The sequence below is a fragment of the Planktothrix prolifica NIVA-CYA 540 genome, assembly GCF_963864145.1.
Classification (GTDB): domain Bacteria; phylum Cyanobacteriota; class Cyanobacteriia; order Cyanobacteriales; family Microcoleaceae; genus Planktothrix; species Planktothrix agardhii.
This window is the reverse complement of record NZ_CAWLTW010000001.1, coordinates 3163615-3180814: the sequence shown is the minus strand read 5'-3', so window position 1 is coordinate 3180814 and position 17200 is coordinate 3163615. Positions and strand designations below refer to the sequence as shown.

The window sequence follows — 17200 nt, the reverse complement described above, 5'->3', positions numbered from 1 at the left end:
CTGTTATTGATTTTATTGTTCCCAGGTTTAGCCCTATCTATTATTATTATGGGAAGCTTTGCCGCCGGAGGTTAAGAGGTATTTTTTACCCCACTATCGGGTGCGTAGGCTCTATGGAACACGCACCATTGGATCATTTTTGATTTATGATGAGGCAGAGCCTCAATATAGCATTCCAATGCAGAGCATTGGAACGAGGGATTAGGTTTTTTTTAAAGATTGGATTTGTTGGCGAAATTGATCTATTTCATCAAATAAATCCGATTGATTTAAGGTTGTTTCTTCCCCGGTTTTTAACCATTTTAACTTCAGAGTTTGCTGTTCGGCTTCCGCATCTCCTAATACTAAACAAGCGACAGCACCACTGCGGTCAGCCCGTTTAAACTGTTTACCGAAGGCACTTCCACTTAAATCTAGTTCTACCGCAAAGCCATTTGTCCGCAATTTTTGAGCTAAAATTAAAGCCTGAGATTCGGCTAAATTGCCCTTAGAAACGATATAAAAATCTAAGGTAGAACCAGAAAGAGAGTTCAATTGTTGTAACAGAATCACTAACCTTTCTAACCCGATCGCCCAACCGACGGCCGGAGTTTCTGGCCCCCCTAATTCTTGGACTAAACCATCATAACGACCGCCCCCACAAACCGTTGCTTGGGCACCTAAATCATCAGAAATAATTTCAAAGGCTGTATGGGTATAATAATCCAATCCTCGGACTAATCGCGGGTTTAGACTGTAGGGAATTTCTAACGCTGTTAATAGCTGTTTAACCTGTTCAAAATGGGTGCGGGAATCATCTCCTAAATATTCTAAAATACTCGGAGCATCCTGAACAATTTCTTGGGTGCGGGGGTCTTTACTATCTAAAATTCTTAAGGGATTTCGAGATAATCGATCCTGAGAATCGGGATCTAATTCGTCTTGATATTGGCTTAAATAATCAACTAAAGCTTGACGATAGACTTGGCGATCGCTTGAATTTCCGACGGAATTTAAGTTAAGGTTTAAATTCTTTAATCCCAAGGTTTTTAATAAATTTGTGGCGATCGCAATCACTTCCACATCAGCCCTAGCATCCCGACTTCCTAACACCTCAACCCCAATTTGATGAAACTGTCGTTGACGTCCGGCTTGGGGTCTTTCATAACGAAACATCGGCCCAGTATACCATAACCGTTGCGCCCCAGATGTGGCGTGGAGTTTGTTTTCAATCAAGCTGCGAACGACTCCGGCTGTTCCCTCTGGACGCAGGGTAACAGAGCGTTCACCTCGGTCAACAAAGGTATACATTTCTTTCCCGACAACATCCGTCGCTTCCCCGATACCCCGTTCAAATAAAGCCGTTTGTTCAAAAATTGGGGTGCGAATTTCTTGATAATTTGCCTTAAATAAAACATCCCTAGCAATAGATTCAACCCATTGCCAATATCCTATTTCATCAGGCAGAATATCCCGTGTTCCTCGTAATGCTTTAATTAGTTCCATTGGTTTCTCAATTAATCGTTAGTCCTGTGGCGGATCGATTGTTTCCCAGACGCCATAACGATCGTTATAATACGCCAAAATTTGATCAATCTGTTCACGAATTTCTGGATTTTGGCTGTGATCATATTCAATCCATAAACTACCCACTTGACTTTGGGTATAATCAAATTCTGGCGGGATTTGATCGGGACTAATCTGAGTTGGAATTAACCCCGTGTCCACTCCTTCCACCTGTCGTAAATGGGCAGCAACTTCCCGATAAACGGTTAAGGGAAGTTTCGGACAGCGAAATTGATAGCGAAGTTTTTGTTTTTGTTTAACTGTTTGCATTCAAAATTAACCTATTTTTTTCTGCTATTCTACTGAAGAAGAAATGATCACTTCTGTTTCATCCTCAGTGGTCACAACTGGTAGAGAACAGCAATTAATATCATCCAGACAAACCTTGCCCCATTGCAACGCCCAACGCACTAATGAAACTCGGTTATCGGTGGCAGTTTTTGTCAGAATGTTACTAATATGATTGTCAACGGTACGCTTACTAATTTCCAGTTTTTCTGAAATTTCTTGATTGGTTAATCCACTAGCCACTAACTCTACGACTTGCACTTCTCTATCTGAGAGAGAAACAGGTCTGCGAGAATTGCTTTCCGTCATATTAGCTTCCAATTTCTGCATAACTACCTATTTATTATTCTAAAGGGAACCCGTCAACAATATCCTTTATTTGATCAAACTCAGGAATTTCTAATTAACTCTGGGTTTACAAGACATAACTGGTATATGTCAAATTTAGCAGAAATGCTTATCACTTTTTTGTTAATTTTTCTTGATTTCGGCTGTACTTAACCATTGACTGTCAACCGTTACTTCTTGGTTGTTACTTCTTCGCGAGGAAGGACGCCCCACTCCCCCTGCTCCCCCTGCTCCCCTGCCCCTCAAGAACAGGTACGGTAAACACGCCAAAAAAAATTTGTCAAGCTATTGCAATATTTTTTAACTATCTGTTACAATCGTTTACATAAAGAACAAACTAAGTCAGCTTAGGAGAAAAATAATATGTTTACAGTTTTAATCTCTTTATTCATCGTCGGTTGGGTTGCGGCTGCTGTGATTGGGACTCAGGCTTACTTCCTGGGTGAACAAACCAAACCCATTCACCAACGGAACTGGAATTCTGCCTCCTTCGAGCAAATTGCCCAGTCCGTCACTGGCCAAGAAACTGACTACGCTGTTCGCGTCCCCGCCTATAGTTTGGATGCTTACGCCAGCAATAATTTAAGTAATTAATTTTCTAAACTTCAAGCTAAAAAGACAAAAAATAAGTAACGTTTTTACCCCCTCAATTAGTGGAAAATTGAAGGGGTATTTTTTGTAAGAATTAAGTAGAAACTGGGTTAAAGTTAACGTTTCAATGAGATCCAGATATGACTCAGTTCGATAATTAAAATAGTAGCCCAAACCAAAATACTAATTCCGGCGGCTGCGGCGGCAATATCTTTAATTATCCGAATTCGTTCATCTAGCTGTTCTTGCATAAAATCGCATAGGGCTTCGATGCAGCTATTAAACAATTCAGCAGTGAGCATCAGTCCTGTTCCTAACAGAATCAAAGTAAAATCTATCCATTCACGAAAAACAAAGCAAAGACCTAATACAAAGATAGATAAAATCATCTTATAGGCAACGCTAAAATCGGACACAACTGCAAAATAGAGTCCTGATAAGATAACTTTAAACTTTCGGATCGGATGATAGCCAGGTGGACGAAATTTTTTACTCATAAATATTAATCAAAATTACTGAAAGACTCCTGAGAATAAACCTCCCATTGGAATCAGAGCAAATCGAATAGTTGATCCGGCGTTAGTTTGGACAGATGAATTAAATTCAACTCACGGCGAGAAGCTCATTCAGCTTACTTAACCCAGAACTAATATCGGGAGTCATCACTAATACAATACTTTTCTTCTCTTTCGAGCCATTTAGCCATTGCCCAAGCTTCTTGAAATCTTATATCCGCCATAGTCAGACCATAGTTTCTACATAAATCTTTAAACTCTTGATAGGTAGAAGGTTGCTTAGTAAAAAGTAACCACATTAGTGCAGTTTCTGCCGTCAAATCTGTTAATCCACCCTGTGTATGAGAAGGACGACGTATAACATTACATCGCTTACAACGTAGAGTCATATTTTCAAGATTGTCAGCATTGTCACCTAATTCTTGTCTAGGTATAATGTGATCAGCTTGAAGTTCAAGTCTTGTCCCACAATCTATACACTTGCCACTTTGATCAAAGTGCCACTTTCTTACGGCCTCCCAGCATTTTCGCTTAGGATATTGACTTTGAAAAGTTTTTTTACTAGCTATAGATGTACCCACTTGCGAAGGATTTAGATGACCCAAAACTAGGGAGCAGACTTCTTTTTGTGAAATTAAACCGCGATTAATCAAATCATTTAGGAAGTTACACCAATCCTCATCTGACCAATTTTTGCTATCGTCAGGGTATTGACTGATTTCCATTTTCTAATTCCTCTATGAGAATGTGAATATCAATTTCGAGTGTCCTACAAATATCCAGAGTCTCCAAAAAATCGAGCCGTCGCACACCATTTTCATATTTGGAGACAAACGTTTGATCTTGACCAACTAGCATCCCAAGCTCGGCTTGAGAAAGTCTCCGTTTCTCCCGCGCACTTCTTAAAATGCCAAGCAATTGAATATACTCATCTCGAAAAATGGTCTTTGGGTGTCCTTTATTTCCCTCGGTGTTTATGTTGCAGTCATTTGACCTACTAAACCGATCTGACCGATCTGATAAAGCCATGCGAAATTGACATTGAGGCAGTGTTCAATATAACCTTGACATGACAGTCAAAATATGCGAAAATAGCATAAAAAGTTATGAAGATGCAGTAAAGCAATAAAATCTTTGCATAGTAAAGGTTTCAATTCTGTCAGTAAGGATCAATGTTATGTCAACTGAAATGGAAAGAAAAGTGCTGGTCAATAAATTGATTGCGAATTTCCAAGAATGGACTTTAACTAGCTGGAAGCCTTCTGAGGATATGCTACAGGCGCTAGAAGAATACTTAGTTTTCTTTTCTCCAAAAGATATTCGTGATGTCAATTATATAAAACAATCCTTAATTTTTGTCATCAATGAAAGACTGGAATTGAACAGAAAGGTATATCGATATTTTATCGATCAAGCAGCCAAGAAGGGAGAAATATTTAACTATCATCAAAAATTAGAGATAGAAGAAGCCATCAATCGTCCTGAAATTAATTTCAATGAATGGGTTTCTGATATTTTTAAACACCATCAACACCTAGAATATCTTTTAATTTTAGCAACTGAAGTTGAAACAGAAAAAAATAGAGATTTTATTGACTTAGACAAATTATTAAAAGAAAAAGAAAAATACATAAATATAATTGAATCTATTTTTTGTTCATATATTTTCTATTGTGTATCTGAAGATACTATTCATAAAGCTGTTAATAAAAATTGTCAAGAGAGATATTTTGAAAACTATTGGGAACATCTTAAATATTTCCATAGTAAGCAAGTTGCTAGAGATCAGGGACTTTCAATAATTGATGTCGATAATTTTTTTGATGAACTTCAGGATTATGATAGACTACTAAGTCAACTTATTGATAAAATCACTAAAATTTATGACGAATTAACAAATCATTGTTATTTAGCAATAATTATAGGAGATAAATTTTCCTGCAAATGGAGCTTAATTGCAGATATCACAATTTTTTGTGAAAAGTTTTTAGAAAGACCTATTGATCGCACATACTTCAGATGGCAGGAAGTAGAGCGTCAAACCATAGATTATATTAAGAATTTAGATCGGAAAACCTGTGAGTTTCAGAAAGGTAATGAGGGATTTACCTATAAAGACTGTTATCTTGTTTATATAGATCAGCAAGAAAAAAGTGTTCTTCTTTTTGAAAAGAATGAACGGGATGAAACTCTGATTCCTTGTCCTAAGTGTAGAACATTCAAAGTTCAAGGTAATTCCTACCCTATACTTGGTGTCAGAAGCTTTGAGTGTAAAAATCTGTTTTGTGGCGATAAGAGCAAATACAATAGAGGAAAACGTTATTCCCTGGCTTCTATTATCAGGCAACAAGCTATCCTAGATAATAGGAATATAATTCCAAAGGAAATTCTAAAAAAATGGAGAAGAGATATAGTAAAAACTTCTTCAATTGCCGATATTTTTTTATTCTTAATAAAATCTTATTCATTGTATGGTGATACTGTGGTCATTTATTCTAATCAAGAAAGTCTCGAAAATGAAATTTTTGGAAGAAATATAAAATCCCAAAGTTCATATTTTATATACAATGAAATTTTAGATAATAAACTAGCAAAAGAATATAGAGAACTTTCATTTTTTAAGCGATTTATCTGTGATCAGGAACATGAAAAACAATGTTTAATTTCAAATCTATCTAAGGTTCCATGGGTAACTTTATATCAAGGAGATGCCTTTCATGTGCTTCACCAATTAAACAGTGAATCTATAGGGGGTGCAGTAACATCGCCTCCATACTATAATGCCAGAGAATATTCTCAGTGGTCTAATATTTATTGCTATTTGTACGATATGTACAACATATCAAAGGAGGTTTTTAGATGTTTAAAGCATGGATCTCCATACTTATTCAATATATTTGACTACTTTGATAATGAAAATATTATAGTTTTTTCGGATATGGGTAAAAAAAGAATTATTTTAAGTAGCTATATTAGCTTTATTTTTAGGCATATTGGTTTTACCCATTTAGGAAACATTGCATGGGATAAGGGAGAAATTGAGGGTAACAGAAATTTCAATCAAGGTAATGACTCTCCTTATTATCAGGCTCCCTTAAATTGTTGGGAACACATACTCATATTTTCTAAGGGTTATCCCTCTTTCGATCTATCTAAACTACCAAAAGTTATTCAAGAAAAACCTGTAACAAAAATGGTTGGAGGTAAAAATATTTATGGTCATAGTGCGCCATTTCCTGAAGCACTTCCCAAACTTCTTTTTTCCATTGTGCCATCTGAAGATATCATACTAGATCCCTTTGCAGGGAGTATGACTACGGGTAGGGTTGCTGCTAGAGAATCTCGTGCATCTATTAATATTGAGTTACATCAACATTACTGTGATCTATCTCTAAACTTACTTAACACTCAGATTAGTAAACCTTTACAGGGGAGCTTGTTTGATACGGAAATTTTTTGTAATTAATTTTAATGATAGTATCTGAAACCTCACGGAGTCAGGACTTACGCAAATTTGGGGATGTAACCCTATATGTAGTAGGGGTAATTCATGAATTACCCCTACCGTCAGGGTTAAATTTGAAAAAATATGACAACTCAAATAGGATTGCTATAGATAGATTTGTGTTGAGAATCAAATTTTATTCAGAACCCGCCCCGACAATTTATTGTTGTGTATAGGAATTAAAAATATGCCAACATTCAGTGGCGATCGCCCAATCTTCCTCTGTATGAACTACTAATATTTTAACCTTTGAATCTGCTGTTGAAACTTCTTGATCAACTGGGTGAGAGGCATTTTTTTCTAAGTCTAATTTTAAGCCTAAAAACTCCCATCCTTGACAAGCAACTTCTCGAACTTTTTCGGCGTGTTCTCCGACTCCGGCGGTAAAAACTAAGGCATCTAAACCGCCTAAATTAGCTAACATTTGGCCGATTCCCATTTTTAAGCGATGAATATACATCTCAAAAGCCAGCTTTGCTTGAGCATTTCCAGCGTTCATTTCTGTTAGAATATATCGCAGATCGCCCGACTCTCCAATAATACCTTTTAACCCAGATTCTTTATTTAAAATTTGATTGATTTGCTGAATATCATATTTATATTGACTGATTAAATATAATACAATGGATGGATCAATAGAACCGCTTCTGGTTCCCATCATTAATCCTTCTAGTGGGGTAAATCCCATGGTTGTATTAATACTAATTCCATCTTTAATAGCGACTAAGGAACAGCCATTCCCTAAATGACAGGTAATTAATTTTAATAATTCTAAGGGTTTTCCTAGAATTTTTGCGGTTTTTTGAGCGCAATATTTATGGCTAGTCCCATGAAATCCATAGCGTTTGATTCCATCTTGAAAATATTGATAGGGAATGGGATAAACCGTGGCATAATCGGGTATAGTTCGATGGAATGCCGTATCAAAAACCGCGACTTGGGGAACATTCCCTAATAGGGTTTCTACGGCTTCAATTCCTTCTAAATGGGCAGGATTATGACTGGGAGCGAGGGGAATTAAATCTCGAATTATTGACTTTACCTTTTGATCAATTAATGTTGCTTCTGAATAGTCTGAACCCCCATGGACAACTCGATGACCAACTATTGTAATTTCTGACAAATCATTTAATACTTTGGTTTCCCCTGAAATTAGGGTATTAAATAATTGAGCGATCGCATCTTGTTTAGACTTTAAATCTAAGGGATATTCTTGTTTCGCCCCTGGAGTTTTTACGGTCATCAAACCTAATTCTTTTGAAGCTGTCCAATCAATATTGGCTTCCCAAATCGGGTGTAAGGGATAGTCGGGTAATGCTGGTTCTTTAATTTCATACAGACAACTTTTTTGAGAACTTGAACCCGCATTTAATACTAAGATTTTCATAAGATTAAGTTAAGTAGAATTAACAGACAAATTAAATTTGTGTTCTAAGTTCCAATAGAAGACCGTAAAGTTTCATCTAAATGACACCGATCTGCTAAAGTATGTAATAACGGCCCGCGAGAAGATAATTCTACTATACTAACAGCCCCCGTTGGCATAGCAATGCGATCGCGAAATCTACCAATATCAATTCCTAATAATTCACATAACATAATTCTAATCGTGGCTTTATGAGATACAATTAGAATATTACCCGATGGATAACGTTCTTCAATTTCTTGAATCACATGGGAAGAACGGCGAGCAATATCAATTCCTTTTTCCCCTCCTGTTGGCGCATTCCAACCCGGATCAGTTAACCATCTAACATAATCATCATGGTAATTTTCATTAACGGTTTGGGGAAGTTTTCCTTCCCATTCTCCATAGGCAATTTCTTTTAAACCTTCTCTAAATTGCATTTCTAAACCCACTACATCACACAACGGGTTAGCTGTTGCAATAGTTCGTTTCATCGGACTAATAAATACAGCCGTCCAAGGTAAATTCTGATAAGATTGGGCAAATTGCTCGGCCATTTTTAAGCCATTTTCGGTTAATTCGGGATCTAAATTTCCACAATAACCCCCTTGTTGACTATAGGTGGTTTCTCCATGTCGTAGAAAATACAATTTAACAGTCATAATTTTGATAAAACAATAGAATTCATCCTAACCCCCTAAATCCCCCTTAAAAAGGGGGACTTTGAGTTCAAGTTCCCCGCTTATTAAGCGAGGGATCTCTTTTGCATAAAAAAGGGGGGTAGTTTAATTTTCAGTTAGCTTAACATATCAGATTCTCAAAAAGTCCTTAACTTTTTATAATTTAATCTTAATCTTCTATTAATATTTTCGATCTGGGAGCAAATATTAAAAAAATAGGAAGAATAAAATATAATATCTCTAAATTCAAAAAGCCGTGCTATCATTTAAAGCAATTTTGACATGAGGGTATCGTTCAAACAGCAAACAGCAGTTTAACGATATCTTAATGATCTCAATTCTTGAAAAACTAAAAACCTTTATAACAGTCAGGACTTATGGTATCTGCACCAGATAGACCCATGGAGACGAGTAACCCTCTGAGTGAGGATGAACTGCGTAAGATTGATGCCTACTGGCGAGCTTGTAATTATCTAGCCGTTGGCATGATTTATTTACGAGAAAATCCTCTGTTAAAAGAATCTCTAAAGCCCTCAGATGTCAAACATAGATTATTAGGACATTGGGGTTCCAGTCCCGGGTTGAGCTTTATCTACATTCACCTCAACCGACTGATTAAAAAATACGACCTGGATATGATTTATCTGGCTGGCCCAGGTCACGGCGCACCTGGGGTATTAGGCCCGGTTTACCTAGAAGGAACCTACTCAGAAATTTACCCCAATATCAGCGAAGACGCCGAGGGGATGCAAAAATTCTTTAAACAATTCTCTTTCCCCGGCGGTATTGGTAGCCACTGTACCCCGGAAACCCCCGGTTCCATCCATGAAGGGGGAGAGTTAGGATATAGTTTATCCCACGCCTACGGGTCTGTATTTGATAACCCCGGCTTAATCTCCGTTTGTGTGGTGGGAGACGGAGAAGCGGAAACCGGAGCCCTAGCAACTGCTTGGCATTCTAACAAATTTCTCAACCCAATTCGGGATGGGGCGGTGTTACCCATTTTACATTTGAATGGCTACAAAATCGCCAACCCTACTATTTTATCGCGGATTAGCCATGAGGAATTAGAAGCCCTGTTTAAAGGTTATGGCTATAAACCCTATTTTGTCGAAGGGTCTGACCCCGCCTTGATGCACCAAAAAATGGCAGATATCCTAGAAATAGCCATTACCGAAATTAAAGTTATTCAAGCCGAAGCTCGGTCAACGGGAGTGGCTAAACGTCCCCTATGGCCGATGATTATATTGCGGAGTCCCAAGGGCTGGACTGGCCCGGCGGAGGTCGATGGTCATAAAGTTGAAGGTTTCTGGCGTGCCCACCAAGTCCCCATGGCCGATGTCACCACCAACCCGCCCCATCTGGAGTTGTTAGAAAACTGGATGCGGAGTTATAAACCCGAAGAACTGTTTGACGAAAATGGCTGTTTAATTCCCGAACTGAAAACTTTGGCCCCCAAAGGCACAAAGCGAATGAGTGCCAGTCCCCATGCTAACGGGGGTGTGCTGCGAAAAGACCTGCGGTTGCCAGATTTTCGTAGCTATGGTGTTCCGGTGGAATGCCCTGGTAAGTCAGGGGTGGAAAATACTAAGCCTTTGGGGAATTTCCTGCGGGATGTGATGGGGAATAATCTGCAAAATTTCCGGGTATTTGGCCCCGATGAAACTGCCTCTAATCGCTTAAATGCGATTTATGAGGTTAGTAAAAAAACCTGGGTGGGGGACTTTTTACCAGAGGATTCAGATGGGAGTGAACTGGCAACCGATGGCCGGGTGATGGAAATGCTGAGTGAGCATACCTTAGAAGGCTGGTTAGAAGGCTATTTACTTACCGGACGCCATGGATTTTTCCATACCTATGAAGCCTTTGCCCACGTTATTGATTCCATGTTCAACCAACACGCGAAATGGTTGGATATTTGCCGAAATGAAGTGCCTTGGCGAGCGCCGATTTCTTCTTTGAATCTGCTGTTATCTTCAACGGTTTGGCGTCAAGATCATAACGGGTTTAGTCATCAAGACCCGGGCTTTTTAGATGTGGTAACAAATAAAAGTGCCAGTGTCACCCGGATTTATTTACCACCCGATGCTAACTGTTTATTATCCGTTGCCGACCATTGTTTAAAGAGTACCAATTATATCAATGTGATTGTGGCAGATAAACAGAAACATCTGCAATTTTTGACAATGGATGAAGCCATTAAACATTGTACAAAAGGGATTGGAATTTGGGAATGGGCCAGCAGTGATGACTGTGGAAAAGATCCTGATATTCCTGATGTGATTATGGCGGGTTGCGGGGATGTGGCGACGATGGAATCTCTCGCAGCTACGGCAATTTTACGCGAAGAAATTCCCGATCTAAAAGTTCGGTTTGTCAACGTTGTAGATTTATTTAAGTTACAACCGGATACGGAACACCCCCACGGTTTATCCGACCGAGATTTTGATAGTTTGTTTACGACGGATAAACCAATTATCTTTAATTTCCATGGCTATCCTTGGTTAATTCACAAGTTAGCCTATCGTCGGAAAAATCACGCGAATCTGCACGTTAGAGGGTATAAAGAAAAGGGGAATATTAATACTCCCTTGGAGTTGGCAATTAATAACCAAGTTGACCGTTTTAATCTGGTGATAGACGTAATTGACCGAGTACCTAAATTGGGTTCGGCGGCAGCCTATGTCCGGGAACGGATGAAAAATGCGATCATCGAAAATGTCAATTATGCCCATGAACACGGCATTGACAAAGATGAAATTGTTGACTGGAAATGGCCCTTTTAATAACAATCCTAGAAACCAGGTTTCTCTGTTAAATTGCTTGTGAGAAATCAACATAACTTCAGAAACCCGGTTTCTGGTAGCTTCCACTTAGTTGTTAGAAACCGGGTTTCTGTGTTCAATTTGTTGTCAGAAATCAGGATAACTTCAGAAACCCGGTTTCTGGTAGCTTCCACTTAGTTGTTAGAAACCGGGTTTCTCTAGTAGATTTGTTGTAAGAAATCAGGATAACTTCAGAAACCCGGTTTCTGTATACCCGCACTAAGTCCCCAGAAACCCGGCTTCTCATTATGAACATATATTAAGATCCGTCTAAAACCCCCATGAAACGGGGATTTTGACGTATATTCTTGCTTTGTATCCCCTGTTTTTGTATTAATTTTTTCTCGAAATTAAGTAATTTCACGGGATTTGATCGGTTTACAACAATTAAAAATTACCTTTAACTGAATGACGTTAAAAATGGCTCTTAATCCTTGCCAGAATTAGGTTTTAACATTTTTTATGGATGACACCTCACTTGCTTTTTTGATACTTAAAAAATATTAGTAATAAGCTTATTTTCGTGATATAATACTTTTTATTGAGATAGAAGGCTTAACTAGGCCTCTGAGAGTAAATGGTATTTCTACCAGAGTCTATCTCCACCCGTTTATTATCAGTATAGGAGCATTATGGATACGAATTTTAGCTCAGACCGCGTAATAGTCAAACTAAAGCCCGGAGCTAATTCCAATGAAATTAGCAACTTACAGGCGCAAATCGGAGTCACAAAAGTTAGCACAGCCTCACAACTTGGGATTGACATTTGGCAGATTCCTTCAGGAACAGTTGAAAAAATAATATCGACTTATAAGAATGATCCCCGCTTCGAGTACATCGAGCCGGATTATATCATCACCCTTGAAGATGTCGAAAAACCGAGTTCTGCTACAGAAAGTTCAGAAAAAATTACTCCCCAAGCCACCACTCCTAACGATCCTGGCTATTCCCAACTTTGGGGACTGAATAACACCGGTCAAAGTGGGGGGACAGCCGATGCTGATATTGACGCTCCCGAAGCGTGGGATATTCAAAAGGGCAACCAAAACTTAGTTATCGGTGTGATTGATACCGGCGTTGATTACAACCACCCGGACTTATCGGCGAATATCTGGACAAATCCAGGGGAAATCGCCGGAGATGGCATTGATAACGACAATAACGGATATATAGACGACACTCGCGGCTGGGACTTTGCCTATAACGACAATAACCCGATGGATGTGCACGGACATGGTACCCATGTTTCGGGAACCATTGCGGGAAAAGGCAATAACGGAGTTGGGGTGACAGGGGTTGCTTGGAATGCCAAGATTATGCCACTTAAGTTTTTAAATGATAGTGGTTCGGGCTATCTATCTGATGCGATTTTGGCCATTAACTATGCAACGGCGAAGGGAGTCAAACTTACTAATAACTCTTGGGGAGGCGGGGGCTACACTCAAGCCCTATCCGATGCCATCAATACCGCCGGACAACAGGGAGCTTTATTTATTGCCGCGGCGGGTAATAGTTCGCAAAACACAGACACAACCCCTGCTTACCCGGCCAGCTACGACCTAGCTAACATCATCTCAGTTGCCTCAACCACCCGCACCGATGGATTGTCCTGGTTTTCTAACTACGGAGCCACCACTGTAGATTTAGGCGCTCCTGGTTCGGATATTTATAGCACTCTTCCCAATAGTAGCTACGGGACTTATAGTGGGACATCAATGGCATCTCCCCATGTCACCGGGGCGGCGGCGTTGCTGTGGTCTCAAAATCCCACTTGGACGGCACAGCAGGTTAAGAATCGGCTCATGTCAACTGGGGACTCGATTTCTGCCCTCAATGGCATAACTGTCTCAGGGAAGCGGTTGAATATTTATAACGCTTTAATGAGTAGCAACCTCCCCACTGTCACCGTCAATGTCAGTCCGGTGACAGTACAGGAAGATGGTTCAGGGAATTTAACCTACAGTTTTAGTCGCAGTGGAAATTTAACCTCTGCTATGACGGTTAACTTTGGGGTCGCGGGAACAGCTAATGCGGCTGCGGTTGGGAGTGACCCAGCCGACTATACGGTATTAACCAACAGCGCAGTGAAATTTAGTCCTAGCACAAAAACAGGGACAATTACCTTTGCTGCTGGCTCTAGTACGGCTCAGTTGGTAGTTGACCCCACGGCTGATACCCTAGCAGAAAGCCAAAACGAAACCGTTGTTTTCAACATCAACTCCGGTACAGGATACATTGGGGGAACTCCTAATACGGCAACAGGAACAATCGTTTCCGAGGAAGTTTTGCCAATTTTCACCAACCCCAATAGTATTACTATTCCGTCGAGCGGCAGTGCCTCGCCTTATCCATCAACGATTAACGTTTCCGGTGTCAGTGGGAACATTGCCAATATTCAAGTCAGCTTAAGCGGTTTATCCCATACTTGGCCAGATGATGTGGATATGTTTCTGCGGGGGCCTGGGGGACAAAAAGTTATGCTCATGTCCGATGCTGGGGGAGGATATAGCTCACGCTTAAATAATGTCAATCTAACTTTTCGTGACAGCGCTTCAGGGACATTGCCAGATGGGTCTCAAATTACATCAGGAACCTATCGTCCAACTGACTACGAAGTCGGTGATACCTTCCCTACTCCCGCACCCGCAGGCCCTTATGGTACGGCGTTGTCCGCATTCAATGGCACAAATCCCAATGGGGCTTGGCAGCTATTTGTGCAGGATGATGTAGGATGGGATAGTGGTAGTATAGCTGGCGGCTGGAGTTTAACGATTCAAAGAACTTCCACCATTAATGGCACTGCTGGCGCTGATAACTTAACCGGAACTGCTAATGCAGATGTCATCAATGGATTGGCTGGTAATGACACTCTTAATGGATTAGCAGGAAACGACACTCTCAGTGGAGATGCTGGAAATGATACCCTTACAGGGGGACTCGGCGCGGATAAATTTATCTACAATACTAATGCAGCCTTTACGACTACTGCGGTAGGTGTAGATACAATTACAGACTTTAATATCTCACAAACCGATCAAATTGTCTTGGATAAAACCACTTTTACCAGTATTAGCAGTGTTGCGGGAACTGGGTTTTCTGTTGCCAGTGAATTTGCTAAAGTTACTAGCGATGCTTTAGCAGCAACCAGTGCAGCAGATATTGTGTATAACACTACAACCGGAGGATTATTCTACAATCAAAACGGTACAGCCGCAGGTTTGGGTACAGGGGCTCAATTCTTAACCTTAACCAATAAACCTGCCTTAACAGCAACTCAATTTTTAATTCAAGCCTAATTCTCAATTGTAGAGACAGAGAAACCGGGTTTCTGGTAGAAATTCGGTTTCTGAGATTATAGCATTTTTATAAATGAGAACTAAAACCGATAATATATTCCTTGAGAAAGATGTTAAATTAATATTTTTTGTTAGGAGCTAAAAAGCGATTTTGTGCTAAACTGCTGATGACAAATTTTATATTGATTTACCATGAGTGACTTAATTGCGATCGCCTACGATGACGAATACAAAGCCGAAGAAGTCCGTATGACTTTGATTAAATTACAAAAAGAACATTTAATCGAATTAGAAGACGCTGCCGTAATTGTCAAGAATGCTGAAGGAAAAGTTAAACTCAACCAAGCCATTGATTTAACCACTGCGGGTGCAGTCAGTGGCGGATTTTGGGGTTTATTAATTGGGACATTATTCCTTAGCCCCCTGTTGGGTGCAGCCGTGGGAGCCGCTGCTGGAGCCGCCAGTGGTGCTTTAAGTGATATTGGGGTGGATGATAAATTCATGAAATCTTTAGGGGAAACCTTACAACCGAAAACCTCTGCCCTCTTTGTATTAGTGCGGAAAGTCACCCCCGATAAAGTCTTAGAAGAAATCGCCCCCTATGGTGGAACAGTGTTAAGAACTTCTTTAACTAAAGATGAAGAAGCTCAACTACAAGAGGTTTTGAGTACCCGAGGCGTGTCCGTTTAATTCAATTTTTTAATCCCATTTGATCGGATTAAATTCCAGGGTTAATAGGTAGAATTATCAAAAAATTTTGATGGGTGTGTGGCCGCTGGGTGACGCACCCATTTTTCAGTAATCAGTAATTAGTCAATATTTAGACTGTTGATTAATTAAATTTGCTATACTCTGTTGTGATTAGCGACCTAAATAGAGGACGGAAAACAATGGGACAAACTCTACTCGAACAACTACGGGAAATCACCGTTGTAGTGGCGGATACCGGAGATATCCAAGCCATTGAGATGTATACCCCCAGAGATGCAACCACCAACCCCTCCTTAATTACTGCCGCCGCCCAAATGCCCCAATATGAAAGTATTGTGGATGATACCCTCAAAAAAGCCCGTCAGGATTTGGGGGGGAGTGCAACGCATGCTGAAGTGGCAAATTTAGCTTTTGAAAGGTTAGCCGTTGCTTTTGGATTAAAGATATTAGCTATTATTCCCGGGCGCGTCTCCACGGAAGTCGATGCTCGGTTATCTTATGATACGGAAACCACCATTGCTAAAGGTCGTTATATTATCGAGCAATACGAAGCGGCGGGGATTTCTCGCGATCGCATTTTAATTAAAATTGCCTCAACTTGGGAAGGGATTAAAGCAGCCGAAGTCCTAGAAAAAGATGGGATTCATTGTAATTTAACCCTATTATTTGGCATTCATCAAGCGATCGCCTGTGCAGAGGCTGGAGCGACCTTAATTTCTCCCTTTGTCGGCCGGATTTTAGATTGGTACAAAAAAGACACCGGACGAGATTCCTACCCCCCCGCAGAAGACCCCGGAGTTCTATCTGTCACCCAAATTTATAACTATTATAAAAAATTTGGCTATCAAACAGAAGTGATGGGGGCTAGTTTCCGTAATATTGGGGAAATTACCGAGTTAGCCGGATGTGATTTATTAACAATTTCTCCCGCTCTATTAGAAGAATTACAATCAACTATTGGCGACCTTCCCCGCAAACTCAATCCCGAAACCGCCGCCAGTTTAGACCTAGAAAAAATCTCCATTGATCAAGATACCTTTAACCGAATGCACGCCGAAGATCCGATGGCTTCGGAAAAATTAGAAGAAGGAATTAAAGGGTTTTCCAAGGCCTTAGAAGCCCTAGAAAAATTCTTAGCTGAACGTCTAGCTCGTTTAGAAGGAGAAGAAGTAATTAGTCATGCAGCTGAAGATATTTTCCGCGCCTATGATTTAGATGGCGATGGCTATATTACCCGGGAAGAATGGTCAGGAACAGACGCCGTATTTGATGCCCTCGATCAAGATAATGATGGTCAAATTACCGCCGAAGAAATGGCCGCCGGGTTGGGGGTATCCTTCAATTTAGCCCCGGTTTAAATACCCAAAACTTGAGGAAAAACTGTAGAGGCGTGCCACGGCGCGTCTCTCTCTACTGTATGTTTATTCAAGTTCAACAATCTCTCCCCTCACGGGTAATAATTATACTAATATGAGTCCATTAATTCCC

Annotated in this window: 14 protein-coding genes; 6 read left to right on the top strand and 8 right to left on the bottom strand. The window is 40.1% G+C overall.

The window, feature by feature from the left end:
- Positions 1 to 201: 201 nt before the first annotated feature.
- Genes hisS through pedR form a run of 3 tightly spaced genes read right to left on the bottom strand, consistent with a single transcriptional unit; the run spans position 202 to position 2142 of the window.
- The gene (hisS, locus tag AC559H_RS14130; protein WP_026796080.1) at positions 202 to 1485 is read right to left on the bottom strand and encodes a histidine--tRNA ligase; all 1284 of its coding nucleotides are present in this window, start codon (positions 1483 to 1485) and stop codon (positions 202 to 204) included.
- A gap of 18 nt (positions 1486 to 1503) precedes the next feature.
- Positions 1504 to 1815 carry a hypothetical protein gene (locus AC559H_RS14125; protein WP_026785617.1) on the bottom strand — a complete coding sequence of 104 codons (312 nt, stop codon included), beginning with the start codon at positions 1813 to 1815 and terminating at the stop codon, positions 1504 to 1506.
- Between the two features lie 24 nt (positions 1816 to 1839).
- The gene (gene pedR, locus AC559H_RS14120) at positions 1840 to 2142 is read right to left on the bottom strand and encodes a photosynthetic electron transport-dependent transcriptional regulator PedR (protein ID WP_026785618.1); all 303 of its coding nucleotides are present in this window, start codon (positions 2140 to 2142) and stop codon (positions 1840 to 1842) included.
- A gap of 402 nt (positions 2143 to 2544) precedes the next feature.
- Here pedR and AC559H_RS14115 point away from each other — a divergent pair, with 402 nt between their 5' ends.
- Entirely contained in the window at positions 2545 to 2775 is a 231-nt protein-coding gene (locus AC559H_RS14115) for a photosystem II protein, Psb35-related (RefSeq protein WP_026785619.1), read from the top strand.
- 113 nt (positions 2776 to 2888) lie between these two features.
- Here the strand turns inward: AC559H_RS14115 and AC559H_RS14110 are convergent, their stop codons facing one another.
- From AC559H_RS14110 to AC559H_RS14100, 3 genes are all read right to left on the bottom strand, one after another.
- Positions 2889 to 3269 carry a diacylglycerol kinase gene (locus tag AC559H_RS14110; RefSeq protein WP_026785620.1) on the bottom strand — a complete coding sequence of 127 codons (381 nt, stop codon included), beginning with the start codon at positions 3267 to 3269 and terminating at the stop codon, positions 2889 to 2891.
- A gap of 149 nt (positions 3270 to 3418) precedes the next feature.
- Entirely contained in the window at positions 3419 to 4012 is a 594-nt protein-coding gene (locus AC559H_RS14105) for an HNH endonuclease (protein ID WP_026796081.1), read from the bottom strand.
- Positions 3990 to 4316, bottom strand: coding sequence for a helix-turn-helix domain-containing protein (locus AC559H_RS14100; RefSeq protein ID WP_051319647.1), 327 nt, complete (start codon positions 4314 to 4316; stop codon positions 3990 to 3992). Before AC559H_RS14100 ends, AC559H_RS14105 begins: the two co-directional genes overlap by 23 nt.
- 148 nt (positions 4317 to 4464) lie before the next feature.
- Between AC559H_RS14100 and AC559H_RS14095 the strand changes: the two genes are divergently transcribed.
- A complete protein-coding gene (locus AC559H_RS14095; RefSeq protein ID WP_202806351.1) occupies positions 4465 to 6753 on the top strand; it encodes a DNA-methyltransferase in 2289 nt (762 codons plus the stop codon).
- A 199-nt stretch (positions 6754 to 6952) separates the two neighbouring features.
- Here the strand turns inward: AC559H_RS14095 and AC559H_RS14090 are convergent, their stop codons facing one another.
- On the bottom strand, positions 6953 to 8179 hold the full coding sequence (locus AC559H_RS14090; RefSeq protein WP_026785624.1) for an acetate kinase: 1227 nt from the start codon (positions 8177 to 8179) through the stop codon (positions 6953 to 6955).
- A gap of 44 nt (positions 8180 to 8223) precedes the next feature.
- On the bottom strand, positions 8224 to 8862 hold the full coding sequence (locus tag AC559H_RS14085; RefSeq protein ID WP_026796083.1) for a histidine phosphatase family protein: 639 nt from the start codon (positions 8860 to 8862) through the stop codon (positions 8224 to 8226).
- Between the two features lie 395 nt (positions 8863 to 9257).
- Between AC559H_RS14085 and AC559H_RS14080 the strand changes: the two genes are divergently transcribed.
- The 4 genes from AC559H_RS14080 (at position 9258) to AC559H_RS14065 (ending at position 17070) form a co-directional block, all read left to right on the top strand.
- Positions 9258 to 11666: a phosphoketolase family protein gene (locus AC559H_RS14080; protein WP_026796084.1), complete on the top strand. Its 2409-nt coding sequence runs from the start codon at positions 9258 to 9260 to the stop codon at positions 11664 to 11666.
- 671 nt (positions 11667 to 12337) lie between these two features.
- Positions 12338 to 15001 (top strand): S8 family serine peptidase, encoded by a 2664-nt coding sequence (locus tag AC559H_RS14075; RefSeq protein ID WP_051319648.1) that lies wholly within the window; start codon positions 12338 to 12340, stop codon positions 14999 to 15001.
- A gap of 192 nt (positions 15002 to 15193) precedes the next feature.
- On the top strand, positions 15194 to 15691 hold the full coding sequence (locus AC559H_RS14070) for a DUF1269 domain-containing protein (protein WP_026796085.1): 498 nt from the start codon (positions 15194 to 15196) through the stop codon (positions 15689 to 15691).
- 200 nt (positions 15692 to 15891) lie between these two features.
- Positions 15892 to 17070 carry a transaldolase gene (locus AC559H_RS14065; protein ID WP_026796086.1) on the top strand — a complete coding sequence of 393 codons (1179 nt, stop codon included), beginning with the start codon at positions 15892 to 15894 and terminating at the stop codon, positions 17068 to 17070.
- The last annotated feature ends 130 nt before the right edge of the window (positions 17071 to 17200 follow it).

Bases quoted from the DNA above. Each gene is read 5' to 3' on its own strand.
- AC559H_RS14075 (WP_051319648.1), top strand. From the start codon at position 12,338: ATGGATACGAATTTTAGCTCAGACCGCGTAATAGTCAAACTAAAGCCC.
- AC559H_RS14110 (WP_026785620.1), bottom strand. From the start codon at position 3,269: ATGAGTAAAAAATTTCGTCCACCTGGCTATCATCCGATCCGAAAGTTT.
- AC559H_RS14115 (WP_026785619.1), top strand. From the start codon at position 2,545: ATGTTTACAGTTTTAATCTCTTTATTCATCGTCGGTTGGGTTGCGGCT.
- AC559H_RS14090 (WP_026785624.1), bottom strand. From the start codon at position 8,179: ATGAAAATCTTAGTATTAAATGCGGGTTCAAGTTCTCAAAAAAGTTGT.
- AC559H_RS14095 (WP_202806351.1), top strand. From the start codon at position 4,465: ATGTCAACTGAAATGGAAAGAAAAGTGCTGGTCAATAAATTGATTGCG.
- AC559H_RS14105 (WP_026796081.1), bottom strand. From the start codon at position 4,012: ATGGAAATCAGTCAATACCCTGACGATAGCAAAAATTGGTCAGATGAG.
- AC559H_RS14100 (WP_051319647.1), bottom strand. From the start codon at position 4,316: ATGGCTTTATCAGATCGGTCAGATCGGTTTAGTAGGTCAAATGACTGC.
- AC559H_RS14085 (WP_026796083.1), bottom strand. From the start codon at position 8,862: ATGACTGTTAAATTGTATTTTCTACGACATGGAGAAACCACCTATAGT.
- AC559H_RS14065 (WP_026796086.1), top strand. From the start codon at position 15,892: ATGGGACAAACTCTACTCGAACAACTACGGGAAATCACCGTTGTAGTG.
- AC559H_RS14125 (WP_026785617.1), bottom strand. From the start codon at position 1,815: ATGCAAACAGTTAAACAAAAACAAAAACTTCGCTATCAATTTCGCTGT.
- AC559H_RS14080 (WP_026796084.1), top strand. From the start codon at position 9,258: ATGGTATCTGCACCAGATAGACCCATGGAGACGAGTAACCCTCTGAGT.
- hisS (WP_026796080.1), bottom strand. From the start codon at position 1,485: ATGGAACTAATTAAAGCATTACGAGGAACACGGGATATTCTGCCTGAT.
- AC559H_RS14070 (WP_026796085.1), top strand. From the start codon at position 15,194: ATGAGTGACTTAATTGCGATCGCCTACGATGACGAATACAAAGCCGAA.
- pedR (WP_026785618.1), bottom strand. From the start codon at position 2,142: ATGACGGAAAGCAATTCTCGCAGACCTGTTTCTCTCTCAGATAGAGAA.